The organism is Marinobacter pelagius, from assembly GCF_003315345.1.
GTDB lineage: Bacteria > Pseudomonadota > Gammaproteobacteria > Pseudomonadales > Oleiphilaceae > Marinobacter > Marinobacter pelagius_A.
Genome location: NZ_QNRO01000006.1, coordinates 100,305 through 113,044, shown reverse-complemented (window position 1 = coordinate 113,044; position 12,740 = coordinate 100,305). Strand labels below are relative to the sequence as shown.

19 protein-coding genes and 1 other RNA gene are annotated in these 12,740 nt (G+C 52.5%); 4 read left to right on the top strand and 16 right to left on the bottom strand.

Features of this window, described 5'->3' with window-relative positions:
• Positions 1–48 precede the first annotated feature (48 nt).
• A complete protein-coding gene (gene tnpC, locus DET50_RS07595; RefSeq protein ID WP_113862267.1) occupies positions 49–1,614 on the top strand; it encodes an IS66 family transposase in 1,566 nt (521 codons plus the stop codon).
• Here the strand turns inward: tnpC and DET50_RS07590 are convergent.
• Together DET50_RS07590 and DET50_RS07585 are read right to left on the bottom strand one after the other, a co-directional pair.
• A complete protein-coding gene (locus tag DET50_RS07590; RefSeq protein ID WP_113862266.1) occupies positions 1,595–1,930 on the bottom strand; it encodes a hypothetical protein in 336 nt (111 codons plus the stop codon). The genes tnpC and DET50_RS07590 overlap by 20 nt on opposite strands.
• Before the next feature lie 84 nt (positions 1,931–2,014).
• Positions 2,015–2,725 (bottom strand): hypothetical protein, encoded by a 711-nt coding sequence (locus tag DET50_RS07585; RefSeq protein WP_113862265.1) that lies wholly within the window; start codon positions 2,723–2,725, stop codon positions 2,015–2,017.
• Between the two features lie 174 nt (positions 2,726–2,899).
• Here DET50_RS07585 and DET50_RS07580 point away from each other — a divergent pair, with 174 nt between their 5' ends.
• Positions 2,900–3,151, top strand: coding sequence for a type II toxin-antitoxin system Phd/YefM family antitoxin (locus DET50_RS07580; protein WP_012137510.1), 252 nt, complete (start codon positions 2,900–2,902; stop codon positions 3,149–3,151).
• On the top strand, positions 3,148–3,402 hold the full coding sequence (locus DET50_RS07575; RefSeq protein WP_113862264.1) for a Txe/YoeB family addiction module toxin: 255 nt from the start codon (positions 3,148–3,150) through the stop codon (positions 3,400–3,402). The genes DET50_RS07580 and DET50_RS07575 overlap by 4 nt, the downstream gene beginning before the upstream one ends.
• A gap of 98 nt (positions 3,403–3,500) precedes the next feature.
• Here the strand turns inward: DET50_RS07575 and DET50_RS07570 are convergent, their stop codons facing one another.
• From DET50_RS07570 to DET50_RS07510, 13 genes are all read right to left on the bottom strand, one after another.
• Positions 3,501–3,827 carry an antibiotic biosynthesis monooxygenase family protein gene (locus DET50_RS07570; RefSeq protein ID WP_113862263.1) on the bottom strand — a complete coding sequence of 109 codons (327 nt, stop codon included), beginning with the start codon at positions 3,825–3,827 and terminating at the stop codon, positions 3,501–3,503.
• Between the two features lie 100 nt (positions 3,828–3,927).
• Entirely contained in the window at positions 3,928–4,254 is a 327-nt protein-coding gene (locus DET50_RS07565; protein ID WP_113862262.1) for a DUF2834 domain-containing protein, read from the bottom strand.
• A gap of 104 nt (positions 4,255–4,358) precedes the next feature.
• The gene (locus DET50_RS07560; protein ID WP_113862261.1) at positions 4,359–4,676 is read right to left on the bottom strand and encodes an antibiotic biosynthesis monooxygenase family protein; all 318 of its coding nucleotides are present in this window, start codon (positions 4,674–4,676) and stop codon (positions 4,359–4,361) included.
• 93 nt (positions 4,677–4,769) lie between these two features.
• A complete protein-coding gene (locus tag DET50_RS07555) occupies positions 4,770–5,078 on the bottom strand; it encodes a hypothetical protein (protein WP_113862260.1) in 309 nt (102 codons plus the stop codon).
• A gap of 46 nt (positions 5,079–5,124) precedes the next feature.
• The gene (locus DET50_RS07550) at positions 5,125–5,427 is read right to left on the bottom strand and encodes a CopG family antitoxin (protein WP_113862259.1); all 303 of its coding nucleotides are present in this window, start codon (positions 5,425–5,427) and stop codon (positions 5,125–5,127) included.
• Position 5,428: 1 nt separating this feature from the next.
• Positions 5,429–5,701: a DUF4258 domain-containing protein gene (locus DET50_RS07545; RefSeq protein ID WP_113862258.1), complete on the bottom strand. Its 273-nt coding sequence runs from the start codon at positions 5,699–5,701 to the stop codon at positions 5,429–5,431.
• 133 nt (positions 5,702–5,834) lie between these two features.
• Positions 5,835–6,290, bottom strand: a complete 456-nt coding sequence (locus tag DET50_RS07540) for a DUF6998 domain-containing protein (RefSeq protein ID WP_113862257.1) — start codon at positions 6,288–6,290, stop codon at positions 5,835–5,837.
• An 82-nt stretch (positions 6,291–6,372) separates the two neighbouring features.
• Complete coding sequence (locus tag DET50_RS07535; protein ID WP_113862256.1) at positions 6,373–7,209, bottom strand: hypothetical protein; 837 nt, start codon at positions 7,207–7,209, stop codon at positions 6,373–6,375.
• Between the two features lie 93 nt (positions 7,210–7,302).
• Complete coding sequence (locus tag DET50_RS07530; protein WP_113862255.1) at positions 7,303–7,647, bottom strand: DUF4345 family protein; 345 nt, start codon at positions 7,645–7,647, stop codon at positions 7,303–7,305.
• A gap of 118 nt (positions 7,648–7,765) precedes the next feature.
• Positions 7,766–8,362, bottom strand: coding sequence for a hypothetical protein (locus DET50_RS07525; RefSeq protein ID WP_113862254.1), 597 nt, complete (start codon positions 8,360–8,362; stop codon positions 7,766–7,768).
• A 338-nt stretch (positions 8,363–8,700) separates the two neighbouring features.
• Positions 8,701–8,763: hammerhead ribozyme type II (locus DET50_RS07520), an RNA gene on the bottom strand.
• 531 nt (positions 8,764–9,294) lie between these two features.
• A complete protein-coding gene (locus tag DET50_RS07515; RefSeq protein ID WP_113862253.1) occupies positions 9,295–9,642 on the bottom strand; it encodes a DUF3024 domain-containing protein in 348 nt (115 codons plus the stop codon).
• A 126-nt stretch (positions 9,643–9,768) separates the two neighbouring features.
• Positions 9,769–10,083 (bottom strand): hypothetical protein, encoded by a 315-nt coding sequence (locus DET50_RS07510; RefSeq protein ID WP_113862252.1) that lies wholly within the window; start codon positions 10,081–10,083, stop codon positions 9,769–9,771.
• 1,143 nt (positions 10,084–11,226) lie between these two features.
• On the opposite strand from DET50_RS07510, the gene DET50_RS07505 reads away from it, so the two are divergent.
• Positions 11,227–12,213, top strand: a complete 987-nt coding sequence (locus DET50_RS07505; protein ID WP_113862251.1) for an integron integrase — start codon at positions 11,227–11,229, stop codon at positions 12,211–12,213.
• Between the two features lie 64 nt (positions 12,214–12,277).
• On the opposite strand, the gene DET50_RS07500 is transcribed toward DET50_RS07505, so the two are convergent.
• A complete protein-coding gene (locus tag DET50_RS07500; protein ID WP_113862250.1) occupies positions 12,278–12,625 on the bottom strand; it encodes a 4a-hydroxytetrahydrobiopterin dehydratase in 348 nt (115 codons plus the stop codon).
• Between the last annotated feature and the right edge of the window lie 115 nt (positions 12,626–12,740).

Genomic DNA, 12,740 nt, shown 5'->3' with positions numbered 1-12,740 from the left:
CAGAACCGCGAATCGCTTGCCGCACAGGGACTTGGCATACTAGGCGGCATGACTCAGCGCCCCGACATCAACCAACTCTCTGCCGATCAGCTCCGTGCCCTGGCGACGGAACTGATGGACTCTCTGGACGCCAAGGATCAAGTCTTGGGCCGGAAGGAGCGAGAGTTGGTGCGCAGCAACGCCATCATCGAGAAGCTGACCCACGAAGTCGCCATCCTCAAGCGTCACAAGTACGCCCGGCGCAGTGAGCAACTCGATGCCGTTCAGGGAAAGCTGCTGGACGAACTGATCGACAGCGACCTGGCAGCGATCGAGGTCGAGCTGGATCAGGCGATGACCGAGGAGGAGAAAGCCACCCGGCCAAAGCAGCAACCCAAGCGTACACCGCTGCCACCCGAGCTGCCTCGGACCCTGATCCACCACGAACCGGACAATACCCGGTGCCAGTGTGGCTGCCAGCTCAAGCGTATTGGTGAAGACATCAGCGAGAAGCTGGGCTACGTCCCCGGCGAGTTCACCGTCGAGCGCCACATCCGTGGCAAGTGGGCCTGCGACAAATGCGAGACCTTGATCCAGGCACCGGTACCATCGCAGGTGATCGACAAGGGTATCCCCACCGCCGGCCTGCTGGCTCAGGTGCTGGTGGCCAAATACGCGGACCATCTACCACTGTACCGTCAGGAACGCATCTTCGGTCGCGCTGGCCTGGAAATCCCTCGCTCCACCCTGGCCGAATGGGTGGGTGCCTGCGGTGTGCAGTTGCAACCTCTAGCGGATGCGCTGAGAGACACCTTGCTGGAGCATAACGTTCTGCATGCCGATGAAACACCGGTCAGCATGCTGGCTCCGGGCAAGAAGAAAACCCACAAGGCCTACGTCTGGGCCTACTGCACCACGCCGTTCTCGGACCTGAAAGCCACCGTTTACGACTTCGCACCCAGCCGTGCAGGCGAACACGCCCGAACCTTCCTGGGTGACTGGCAGGGCAAGCTGGTCTGTGATGATTATGCTGGCTACAAAGCCGGGTTCGGCAACGGCATCACCGAAATCGGCTGTATGGCCCACGCCCGGCGCAAGTTCTACGACCTGCACGAAGCCAATAAGAGCGAGCTGGCTGCGAAGGCACTGGAATACATCGGCGGACTCTACGAGATCGAACGGGACACCAAAAACCTGCCACCGGATAAGCGCCAGGAAATCCGACAAACCAGAGCCAAACCACTTGCTGACGCACTGCATCAGTGGATGCTGGCGCATCGACAGAAGGTGCCGGATGGTTCCGGCACGGCCAAAGCCCTGGATTACAGCCTCAAACGCTGGGAAGCGCTGACGCGCTACCTGGACAATGGTGCTGTGCCCATCGACAACAACTGGGTGAAAAACCAGATCCGGCCCTGGGCGCTGGGACGCAGCAACTGGCTGTTCGCCGGATCACTGCGCAGCGGTCAGCGTGCGACTGCGGTGATGACGCTGATCCAGTCAGCCAAGCTGAACGGGCATGATCCCTATGCCTACCTGAAGGATGTTCTGACACGACTGCCGACGCAGAAGAACAACGCCATCGACGAGCTATTACCCCATAACTGGAAGCCGGCTATACCTGACAAGGTGTGATGCCCAGACGCTTACGATTCAGCACCGTTGTGCAAAGTTGTTCGCCATATAATCCCAAGTCTCGAACTGCCTTAGCTTTATTGTCAAAGGACTGCCTCAAGGCTTTTTCAACCAACTTGGGATCGTGCTCTGGCTCCTCCTTTCTTCCCCAAAACTGATTTTCTGCCGCTCGATCTTGAGCATACCGATGCAGGGTTAGCTCCACGACGTTGTCTACCAACATGAGGGCAAAGCGGTCGAAATTCCTGTCCTGCACAGCGAGTTGGTCAAGAGCCAAATCAAGTTGATCTATGTTATCGGCTAGAAACTGAAGCATGCACCCACCTGATCTTCTAACGCCATGCGCAGCGGCCGGATTGTTGCGCGCAGCGTGACAATCCGGTCCGACTGACGCTACTGGTTATGTGTGGTTCCGCCCTTGTTTGGCCGCTTCAATCTTATCTTCCATAATTTTAATAGTGTTTTGTATAACTCTTTGCGTTCCCTCTTTCGACGTGTACTTCAAAGCTTCGGGATACTGCTCCAGATCGATCAACTGTTTAAAATATTCATCTCTTTCCGACTCAGGTATGCCCGACCTATCACAGAGTTCGTCAAAAGGGCTAGATGCTCCCGTAAGGGCAACAATTTCACTGCCCTTTAGAGGCGCATTTAAAATCACTTCACCTTGGGATGCTCTGAAGTTAAAAATCGCATCAGCGTTTTCTCCACCATTCTTTTGATACTGTTTTGCTGAATCTAAGAAAGACGGCGAATCCCAAAGAGCACAAATATTCAAAATTACTTCATCGTCTTTTGGGGTGTGTTCAAAAATTGCAGCAGATACGGCGTCTGGTCTATGAAGGCCTTTGAAATTTTCTGCGTATTTCTGACAGATAGTCCAGCTGGTCAGTCCTTCATCTTTTTCATCAACCATAATGATTTCAAAAAGCTCACCATGGTGTAAAAATCTTTTGCGATAGCAGGGGCTGCTTACCTGCTTAAAATCATCAGGTAGATTCTTGGCACTTCTCTTCAGTTTGTCAGCGATTTGGAGTCGAGTACTCTGATCCTCGCTCCATCCCCTCTGCCAAGCCCCCAATATATTCAAAAAATCATCGCTAAAACTCATATTTTCTCGCGTTTTCCATAAAAGCTTGAATCACAAAGGAGCACATAACGCCCGGCTCACGCGACGGTTTGGAGCCGCAAAGCGGCGGAAAATCGGTCGCTGTGCAGCCGATTGTTAAATCTTTTTCTGTACGGTATCCTGAACAGGAACAACATCCTGTACAGGAGCAACCATATGGATGCTATTAGCTACACAGCCGCTAGAACCAATCTAGCAAAAACCATGGAGCAGGTCTGTGAAGACCATTCTCCAGTGATCATCACCCGGAGCAAATCCCAGTCCGTGGTCATGATCTCCCTTGAGGACTACGAAGCACTGCAGGAAACTGCATACCTTCTTCGGGCGCCAAAGAACGCCCGTCGTTTGCTGGAATCCGTCGCCGAGCTGGAGCAAGGCGGTGGTCAGGAAAAGGAACTTCTTGAATGAAACTGATCTTCTCCGAGAACGCCTGGGAAGACTATCTGTACTGGCAGAAAACCGACAAAAAGATTCTTAACCGAATCAACAAGTTGAGTAAAGAAACCAAGCGAGAACCGTTCGAAGGTGTTGGCAAACCAGAGCCCCTCAAACACAGCCTCGCCGGATACTGGTCTCGCCGGATAAACGAAGAACACCGAATCGTTTACAAGGTCACGGATGACGCTTTGCTTATCGCGCAGCTCCGGTACCACTACTGATTTAACGCTGCAATAAACGGCGCCCTGACAAGGGCGTCCGGTGGAGGCCAAAGGCCGGAACGAATTTAATTGCCTTGTTACAAAGCAAAAGCACCGGTTTACCCCCGTAGCTCCGGTGAAAGCTGATGCTCGATAACCTCATAGTGCTGCACCGTAAGCTCGGGCTCAAGTTCATAAAACTCGTCTTCGGGATACAAACGGGCCTGTGAAATATCGCCTCCGGCGAACGCTTTTATGGAAGCGAGATCGTCCCAGTATGTGATGAGGGTGAGTTCAACTTTATCTGTGAGGGAACGGCGGAAAATCTGCGCGCCGATAAACCCAGGGGTTGAGGAAGAGTCTTTGATGCCGGTTTCGTAAAGATAGCCTGTGAATCCTTCGCTGTGGATTTCAGGCACTCGGCACTTCCATTCCCTGGCGATCATTACTGCGCACTCTCCCTTGCTGTGTAACGCTTTTGTTTAGCGGCGCCCCGACAGGGGCGTCCAGTGGAGGCCGCAGGCCGTAACGAACTACAACAACTTGTTATATTTTGCTGGCTTCGGCTTCCGGCTCTCGCCCGCCACGCAGCACCAAATATAGCAGCGGTCCAGCAGATACAAACACCGCTGTTACGACGAAGAACGGAATGAGATAGCCCAAACCTTTGCCACGGCTTTTGGCATCCTGGTACATCCAGACACAAGACAGCGCGGCCAGAATGTAGAGATCAATGACAACCTGAGCGGTGTCTGGGCTGGACATGAGCTGGGCACCGAAAGCCAGAAGTGACTGGTCTGCGCCTGCCATAACCCAAAAGGTGAAGCCCATGAATAGGCAGAGAACGATTAGGGGTAATATCGATATTCTCATGATCTTCCTTGATTGAGGTTTAAGAAATATAACGCCGATGATAAGCGGCGCCCGACTAGGGCGTCCGGTGGAGGCCGCAGGCCGGAACGAACTTAATTGACTGGTTAAATGCCGTACTCACGCTCTACCCTCGCAACACGAACTCGAAAGCTTGAGTACCATTTTTGGCGACCAAGTCTCTGAGCTTCTCGGTGCTCTGCGTTCTTTTTCCAATTGGTGATGGACTCCAGGCTCTCCCAATAGGAAACAGTGATACCTAAATCCTCGCGCACAGACTCCATACCCAAGAAGCCCGGTTGGTTTGCAGCCAACTCAACCATCCTGTCTGCCATTGCCCCGTAACCACTGTCGCCCTCAGTGCGATGGCTACTGAAAATGACCGCGTAATATGGCGGCTCAGGAGTTTTGGCTATCTCTGACATAGATCCCTCTAGGCATTTAACGCGAAAACGAAGCGGCGCGTCTCACGCGTCCGCCTTCCGTGACTTGTTATGTATGACCTTATTCACGTATCGCTAAAGTCCCTGGAGCATTGCGCGATTGAACCTTCTGATCATTTCTTCCGTGTTGGAAGTCAAGTCGCCCGGTTGTATTGCATCGGAGCCGTTCTCAATAAAAGAGTAGGTTTCGTGTAGCGGAGATACTACGTGTTTCAAAACCTTTCCTAGAGCATCTATTCTGAGGTTCACCACATGCAGTGCTTCTCCAATGCTTTCAGAAGACTCCAATTCTTTCTTCTTATCGACAAGAGCATAGATAGCTTGTTCGATCTGAAACTGGACATGCTCAAGTGCAATCCTCTGGTCTTCAGTGCTTATGGCCATGTTCTAAAATCCTGTATCTACATAACGCAGAAGGCAGCGGCGCGCGTTAGCGCGTCCGCTGGCCTGACTTGTTAGCAGAAACGTCCTTGAGGCCGCCGGAGACATACTTGTGCAGGACACTGGAAACCAAGGACTGGTAAGGAAGCCCCTCTTCCAACGCCCGACGCTGAAGTGCCTCCAGGTCGCGACTGGAGATGCGTATATTTATCCGCTTGTCTTTCTTGAACGTTTCTTCCGCTGCCTTCGTCAGGTACTCCCGGCGATCGGCATCCAGATCTGACTCGAACTCTCCGGATTCGTAAGCCTCCAGCAGCTCTTGCTCTTCGGGATCTAATTTGGTTTTGGCCATGCTACCCCCCTAGAAATGTCTTGGTGGCCCTGCGACTGGGGATGACCGTTTTGAGAAAAATCTCTCGATCATTCTCGACGTACGGCACCAGCCAGGCGTAATCGTCAATCCGAACCACAAGCAGGCGTTGATTCGGGTACTTGTCCCTGTTGGGGTGAGGTCCATCATCAAGTAAACCACCAGACTGAAGAGCAAACAGGACATCTTCGAAGGAAACTCCGCGCTCGCTCATCAACTGCTGGTTTTTTTCAGCATTCCAGTTAATTTGCTTCATGGGAGGAGTCTAGCAGAGTGTGTGCCTATTGGCATCTTGCTAACACCGAAGCACAGCGGCGACCTTGGAGTGGCGACGAAGGAGCCACGTAAAGGGCGTCCGGCGGCCATCAGCCGCGAACTGCTGCGCCTTGTTAAATGGCTCTAGGCACACGGTCTGCTTGAGCCACGGTTTGATTCAGTTGCCGGAGTTTGTTGAGAGAGACTTGAAACTGGCCATTACTCGGTAGCCGTTTACCTGTGAACTGCTCCCAAACAAGGGCTCCTGGCCCGTTGTAAATTTCTTCGAATGTTCCGTCACGCAGGATCTTAATGATGATCGTATGCTGTGGCTGACTACGGAACGCTACAGAGCTTGACTGCGTAGCCTTGATCTCAACTTCTAAGCCGGTTTCGGTGACAGCGTCATAGCCTTTGTTGGACGCTGTCTTCAGATCCAGATTGTAGGCATCGGCCACGAGGCATTCACCCAAACTGCCAACCATATGACCATCCGGGGTGAAGTGCCTGCCCGGGAACATGGCCTCCAACTCATTGACCGTGGCGTATAGCTGAGTGACCAAGGCCCGGAATTTATCGTGATCGATCATAGACATTTAACGCTAGCAGCATGCGCGCCTCTGGAATGGAGCCGAAGGCGCAATGTAAGGGGCGTCGCCGTGCCTGCTCTGGTTAGGCTTCGATATCACCCCTGGGAATAAACCTTACTTCAACATCGGCTGGACATCGACTGACACGCTTTTTCCAGTGCCTCTCCACGCGCTGCAACTGTTGGTCATCGAAATAGTAGACAACCGCGATAATAAGCTTGAATTTAGCGTCGAAAAACTTATCTGCCACTACTGCGTTGTATAAAATTCTGTCGATCATCATCATGGCAGATGTCGGATTTTTAAGAGCTTTTACTTCAATGAACGTAAACGGTGGAGCAGAAGTTTGTAGAAAAGCGTCAAAATACGCATCAGTTTCTCCAATTCCAACGTTTTGGTCGACGGGAACCTTATATTCGGCCGCTATCTTATTGATTACCGCGCTTTCTACATCCTTCAGTTCTTGTCTAAACTTTTGGTACTCCTGTCGGCGCAACAGATTTTCATCCTCCGTAGATGTCTTAGACTTGGAGCCATCCGGTGTCTGGGTTGACCCAGAATCATCGGCTGTATCGTCGTAATCTGACTCATCATCTCCGAAGGATTCCTTTACTTCTTTCTCCAAGCGTCTTTCTTGTTCTGCTGGTGAAAGCGTACGTAGAAAAGATCTGTCGTCTTTAAAATCACCAGGTGCGTATAGTTTCCCGTGGTGGTCGGTAACAAGTTTATAGAAGGCACCCAAGACTAGAATAGGAAAGCCGACAATAAAGAGAATTAGCGGCCATCGCTCTGCTTCAGTCAGCTTGTCAGCGGAAGAATTCAGTAACAGGCTCGCGAATCCGTAAATCAGAGAAATAAACAGAGCTATTATCCCCAGAGGGTTTCTAGCTAGATCCTTTGCACCCTTCAAAAACTCCATGAATTCTCCATTGTTATTTGAGCCTAACGCAGCGCTTTGCGGCAATTTTGGAGCCGCGAAGCGGTGTAAAAATTGTGGTACTTGAATGAATGGTTAGAGCAGGCCAGCAACCAGCAAAAGGCCGATACCTGCCTCGACAATTACCCCGCCTACATTTTTGCTGCTGAAAGACCGATCCAGAAAAATTGAGACAATGCGGGACACCGCCGCTAATAACCATGCGAACCCAACCGCAACGTAAACCCCTGACTGCTGAAACCACAAACATGCTGCACCCAAACCGATAAAAATCCCGCCGTAAGTGGCACGGATTTCCGATAGCCCCAGCACTCCCTCTGGGGCAACACCGACAAGGTCAGCGACTTTTCGGGGAGCCACCAAGCCCAAAACCCCGAGAGCAAGCGTGCAGACGGCACCGAGAAGAGGAATCAATTCCATAAATTCAGACTCCCCCTGTACGGTCAGTAAGCTCTAACGCCTGCAGCATGCGCGCCCATGGAATGGAGCCAAAGGCGCAATGTAATGGGCGTCGCCGTGCCTGCAATGGTTAGGGAGGCTAGGCATCATCCCTCTTGTCTGACAGTTCCGATAACGATTTGCTAATACTCGCCAAGCTCTTGTTCATCTGGATGAATACAGTGTGGTTCCGTCCTTTCAGAGCATCAGAAAGATCCTGAGCTGCGCTATTTTTTGTTCCAGCATGTTGCATGTAATTTACATCCAGCATTGAGGCGTCAGTGCCCTTTTTGCCCGAACGTAATGGAGTCCGAAAGGTGTAGTTCGGACTGACAGAGATTCCATCCTTCACTCGATCTTTAAGACCACCATATTGACCAGCATTGAACCTAAGCTCTTTGCCTGGCGCTAGAAAAGGAATTCGATGATCAATCTGCTTGCTTTCGCTGTTATCAGCCTTATCGATTCCCCAGCATAAAATGGGAAGTGAATCGGAAAAGGAAATGTCCCGCGCCGTGCCAGTTCCGATATTGCGAATCACAAGATCAATCAGGCTGGCAGTGTCAGGATTCGGCTCATAATAGACAACGACACAAGGCTTTGTCTGACGGTAAATCGCGTAGTACGCCGTTGCAACGGCAAGAGATGTCCCGATCGGACTGACTATGTAGAAGGCTATCTGCAAAGACTCAGCCATTCTTTCTCCCTAACGCCTGCGGTAACCGGCGCCGGAGCGCAGCGGAGGAAACCAAAAGCGGCACGCTTTTGGCGTCCGGTTGACCGCTTGGTTATACACTCTCGGTCTCCCCTTTTCGTCGGAGTTTCACCGACTCATCAGCAGGCTTAGCCTGGAAGGGAGGTAGACCTCCCAAAACCAATGGATGGCTTTGGCAAGATATTTAGCAAATGACTTAGTTTCTCGTTGAACCTTCATAACCATAAGCAAACCCTCCCCTAGTAGTGACGATGATCGGTTGATTATTTCTGACCACAGATATTGAGTCCAAAAATTGGACGGATCTACTACGACAAAAACAATGCCTGCCATCATCAGTCCCGGGAGGCTACCTCCGAGAGACGCTAAGAAGCGTTTCGGCTACAAATTGTTCTGATCGCAATGTGTATAACGCAGAGCTAAGCGGCCGGTTTTGGGCGCAACCGCGCCGAAAACCGGTCCGGTGGAGGGCCCTAGGCCCGAAACGTACTTGAGCGAATTGTTATATCCAAACACTGCCGCACAACCTTGCCACCGCCAACTGCTTTTTGCACCTGCCAGACTTAGCAGGCGGCTGAAATCTCCCCAGTCCTCAAACCGATGCACCAAGCGCCGTGGCACGTGGTGATTGATTGGCGATTTGTTCGCGACGGATTGCCCTACCGACCGCGGCTACCAAGCTGCCGACAAATCTTGTTACCACGCGGGCAGCCAACCACGACAGCCCAAGTTTCTGGCTTTGGCCATTAACGGAGCTTGGACTTGCTGGATGACTGACGCCAAAGCCCATCAACGACAACCACCCACAAATATTCCACCCAGCGGGATATAACGCCAATATTAAGCGGCGCCCGACTAGGGCGTCCGGTGGACGGCCGCCAGGCCGGGAACGAACTTGAATGACTGGTTATGTGCTACCCGAAGAAACAGCCATTCTCGTCGGCATTCACGATAGCAAAAAATTCTTCGATGGAGCGTGACTCAGGTTCTGGCGTGTACGAATGCCACTTTAAATCGCTGCGCATCCAGTAAATCTTCCAGCGTTGAGATTTCTTAACGTAGGTCGCTTTTGCCACCGGCGACTCAATGATCGTGGACGGCTCGCGGAAATGAGGGCGAATCTCGACAATCTGCACGCTTTGGCCGGAAACTCGAACGTCGAGATCTAATTTGGGTCTGATCTCGACTGGCGGTCTCCGGTTTTCAAGAAACTCAGACGCGGCCCGCTCAATTTTCTTTGCTTCAAACTCACTGAATGCCATATGGATTCTCTATGGGAACGCCCACATAACGCTGAGCTTAGCGGCGCCCTTGTAATGGAGGCGAAGCCGCAATGAAAAGGGCGTCCGGCGGCCATCGGCCGCGTACTACAGCGACTTGTTAAAAGATTAGGTTCGCTTCGGGTAGACGTGATAGCGGTCTGTGCCCGTTTTCTCGATTACCACCCGATCACCTGCGGCCAAATTATGAACCTCGAAAAACTCACCTACCCAAGCCCGGCGGCGAAAAATTTTCTTATCGCCTGCGATGTCGGTGCGAACCGGTGAAGCGATGCCGCTGTGAACTTCGAGGACTCTCGGAGCGAGGCTACCTTCGTTGCTGCCCCCGATAGAGTCTGGCGGAAAAAACTCGACCACCGATGACAGGTAAAGGTGATTGTTGTTGATATTGCCTTGGGTTAGCTCGATTTCGACAAATTCCATTTGATGCTTCCTTGTACTTTTAACGCTGAGGTAACCGGCGCCGGAGCGCAGCGGAGGGAACCAAAAGCGGTACGCTTTTGGCGTCCGGTTGACCGCCTTGTTAATGGCCGTTCACCATCGTAGTTGCGCCTGACACCCAAGGCCGCATGCCCTCTCCCGGAAAGCTTGCACCAACTCGACCGATGGCGAAAGGAACCAGAACTCAAAAGCCGCCGACCCGATTACCGTTTAAGACGGACGGCCCCACAACTGGGGCACGCCATAAATACCAACACCGCTGACCACTTTGGCAACCAAGCCAGACAGCGAATTTTCCGGCCTTGGCGATCACCAAAGTGAGCGGGCTTTGCGGCCAAACCCGGTGCCAAGGCCTTTGCACCAAACCAACCCAAAACTCACAAATGCCAGGCCATTAACGCTGGCATAACGGGGCCGGTTTGGAGCGCCAGCGGAAAACCGGTCCCGTTGATGCGTTGGTTAGAAGCCGGTTCACCCGTTGGTTTCCGGTCCGCCCCTCAACCCGCATGCGGACTCCAAAGAAGCCAAGCACCTGCTCGCGATCCGGCAACGATACAAACCACCAAGCTACCCGACCACTTTAAAATTTGCGACGAACAGCCCCACGATTTGGGCACGTTGCCGATAACAACAGAGTAGACAATATGAGCTACCAGATTTGATGCGGAGTTTGATGGCCTTGGCCGTGAACGAAAGCCGAAACCTCTACCCCGAATTTACTGCCAAGGCCCATGCACCCAACCACTATCAAAATGACCGAGGCCTTGGCTTATAACTGCTAATTATACGAACCCGTTCGTATAACACCCGTTCGCAAAACTCCATTAAAAACTCTCAAGAGCTTCCCAAAAACCTACTCAAAACCAGTCACTTGAGAGCAATCCACCACGGCTACCGCCGGAGTTATACGCCCACCTTCGAGCCACCCCTGCTCACCATTATGGGCGTATAACTCCGCCCATTGTTTTTCATCTTTTCAACCCTATCAGATAGTTACACGGATTTCTCATGCGACTTTTGCAGTTTTGCGAACGCGTTCGTATAACTCCGCTCCACGGCTCTGTCTTGACTTCTGAACTCATCGAATTACTGTATATAAAAACAGTATCTGAAGGATGATAGGATATGGATATCCCCTCCCCCCTTCCTGCACAGCCAACTCGCTTTCTGGACAAGGTCCGAAGCTTCATCCGGCTGCGTGGCATGGCGTACAAAACCGAGCAGACCTACCTGTTCTGGATCAAACGGTTCATCCGGTTCCATGATCGAAAACATCCCGAGGCTATGGGAACTGCGGAAGTGGAAGCATTTCTGTCTCACCTTGTTTTGCAGGCAAATGTCAGCACCGCTACCCAGAGGGTCGCGCTCAATGCGCTCGTGTTTCTGTACCGTGAGTTCCTGGGGCAGCCATTGGAGGAACTCAGTTTTGAGCGCGCGAGGAGGCCCAAGCGGTTACCCACCGTGTTCAGTTCGGAGGAAGCAAAGGCGGTCATTAGCAAATTGGAAGGCGAGTACAGGCTCGTCGCCATGCTCCTTTACGGCTCGGGACTCCGTATCAATGAAGCTTTGCGTTTGCGGGTTAAAGACGTGGACTTTGATATGCAGCAACTGATCGTTCGAATTGGCAAGGGGGACAAGGACCGGATTACTTTGCTGCCGGATCGCCTGATTGAGCCGCTACGGAAACAGATCGATTCTGCCCTGCACCAGCATCAGGCCGATCTCCTCAAAGGGATCGGGGCAGTCTATTTACCCGCAGGGCTGGCACGGAAGTATCCGAATGCCAGCGAGGAGCCTGGCTGGCAGTATGTTTTCCCCGCCGCGGAGCTTTCCCGGGATCCGCGTACTAACGTCTGGAGGCGCCATCATCTGCTCGATCGGACGGTTCAGAAACACTTCCGGCGCGCTATCCTGGATTCCGGTATTCGAAAGCATGCGGGCAGCCACACCTTCCGGCACAGTTTTGCTACGCGTCTGCTTGAGGCGGGGTACGACCTGCGCACCATCCAGAAGCTGCTGGGGCATTCGGACCTGCGAACCACTGAGATCTACACCCACGTTGTTCGCAAGGGAGGATTTGGCGTCCGCAGCCCGGTTGACAATGCTTTTTAGATTCCCGGTTCTGGCCGGTATCCGTTTGATATGGATATAGCCGGGCAGCGGGGCCCTGAGGGCCTCACTGCATGTTCAGGTAAGCTTCGTCGGTGCGAGCGGCCATCACAAAGTCGTTTTTGTGCAGGCCGCCGATCTTGTGGGTCCACCAGCGTACGGTGGTCTTGCCCCACTCCAGGAGGATGGCCGGGTGATGATTTTCCTCTTCGGCCAGATCGGCCACCTTGTTGGTGAAAGCCTGGGCCTGGACGAAGTTCCGGAACTTGAATACGCGCCGGAGCTGTTCCTCGCCGTCCAGCTCGACGATTTCCCAGTCGGGAACGGATTTGAGCAGTTCGGCTTTCTCGTCTTCGGTGACTTGCGGTGCGTCAGCACTGCAGGCTTCACAGGCTTGCTGTTTCAGATCGCTCATGTTCACCTCCTTTTGCCTCTCCCCTAACCATGGGTTTCAGCATTCGTTTTATCAACCCGGTGCTTGAAATCCGGCCCTGCTCAGAATACTGTATATTTAAACAGTATTCGGAGAT

Bases quoted from the DNA above. Each gene is read 5' to 3' on its own strand.
- DET50_RS07550 (WP_113862259.1), bottom strand. From the start codon at position 5,427: ATGGCCAAAACCAAATTAGATCCCGAAGAGCAAGAGCTGCTGGAGGCT.
- DET50_RS07515 (WP_113862253.1), bottom strand. From the start codon at position 9,642: ATGGCATTCAGTGAGTTTGAAGCAAAGAAAATTGAGCGGGCCGCGTCT.
- DET50_RS07545 (WP_113862258.1), bottom strand. From the start codon at position 5,701: ATGAAGCAAATTAACTGGAATGCTGAAAAAAACCAGCAGTTGATGAGC.
- DET50_RS07505 (WP_113862251.1), top strand. From the start codon at position 11,227: ATGGATATCCCCTCCCCCCTTCCTGCACAGCCAACTCGCTTTCTGGAC.
- DET50_RS07530 (WP_113862255.1), bottom strand. From the start codon at position 7,647: ATGGAATTGATTCCTCTTCTCGGTGCCGTCTGCACGCTTGCTCTCGGG.
- DET50_RS07555 (WP_113862260.1), bottom strand. From the start codon at position 5,078: ATGGCCATAAGCACTGAAGACCAGAGGATTGCACTTGAGCATGTCCAG.
- DET50_RS07535 (WP_113862256.1), bottom strand. From the start codon at position 7,209: ATGGAGTTTTTGAAGGGTGCAAAGGATCTAGCTAGAAACCCTCTGGGG.
- DET50_RS07585 (WP_113862265.1), bottom strand. From the start codon at position 2,725: ATGAGTTTTAGCGATGATTTTTTGAATATATTGGGGGCTTGGCAGAGG.
- DET50_RS07540 (WP_113862257.1), bottom strand. From the start codon at position 6,290: ATGATCGATCACGATAAATTCCGGGCCTTGGTCACTCAGCTATACGCC.
- DET50_RS07590 (WP_113862266.1), bottom strand. From the start codon at position 1,930: ATGCTTCAGTTTCTAGCCGATAACATAGATCAACTTGATTTGGCTCTT.
- DET50_RS07570 (WP_113862263.1), bottom strand. From the start codon at position 3,827: ATGATCGCCAGGGAATGGAAGTGCCGAGTGCCTGAAATCCACAGCGAA.
- tnpC (WP_113862267.1), top strand. From the start codon at position 49: ATGACTCAGCGCCCCGACATCAACCAACTCTCTGCCGATCAGCTCCGT.
- DET50_RS07560 (WP_113862261.1), bottom strand. From the start codon at position 4,676: ATGTCAGAGATAGCCAAAACTCCTGAGCCGCCATATTACGCGGTCATT.
- DET50_RS07525 (WP_113862254.1), bottom strand. From the start codon at position 8,362: ATGGCTGAGTCTTTGCAGATAGCCTTCTACATAGTCAGTCCGATCGGG.
- DET50_RS07575 (WP_113862264.1), top strand. From the start codon at position 3,148: ATGAAACTGATCTTCTCCGAGAACGCCTGGGAAGACTATCTGTACTGG.
- DET50_RS07500 (WP_113862250.1), bottom strand. From the start codon at position 12,625: ATGAGCGATCTGAAACAGCAAGCCTGTGAAGCCTGCAGTGCTGACGCA.
- DET50_RS07510 (WP_113862252.1), bottom strand. From the start codon at position 10,083: ATGGAATTTGTCGAAATCGAGCTAACCCAAGGCAATATCAACAACAAT.
- DET50_RS07580 (WP_012137510.1), top strand. From the start codon at position 2,900: ATGGATGCTATTAGCTACACAGCCGCTAGAACCAATCTAGCAAAAACC.
- DET50_RS07565 (WP_113862262.1), bottom strand. From the start codon at position 4,254: ATGAGAATATCGATATTACCCCTAATCGTTCTCTGCCTATTCATGGGC.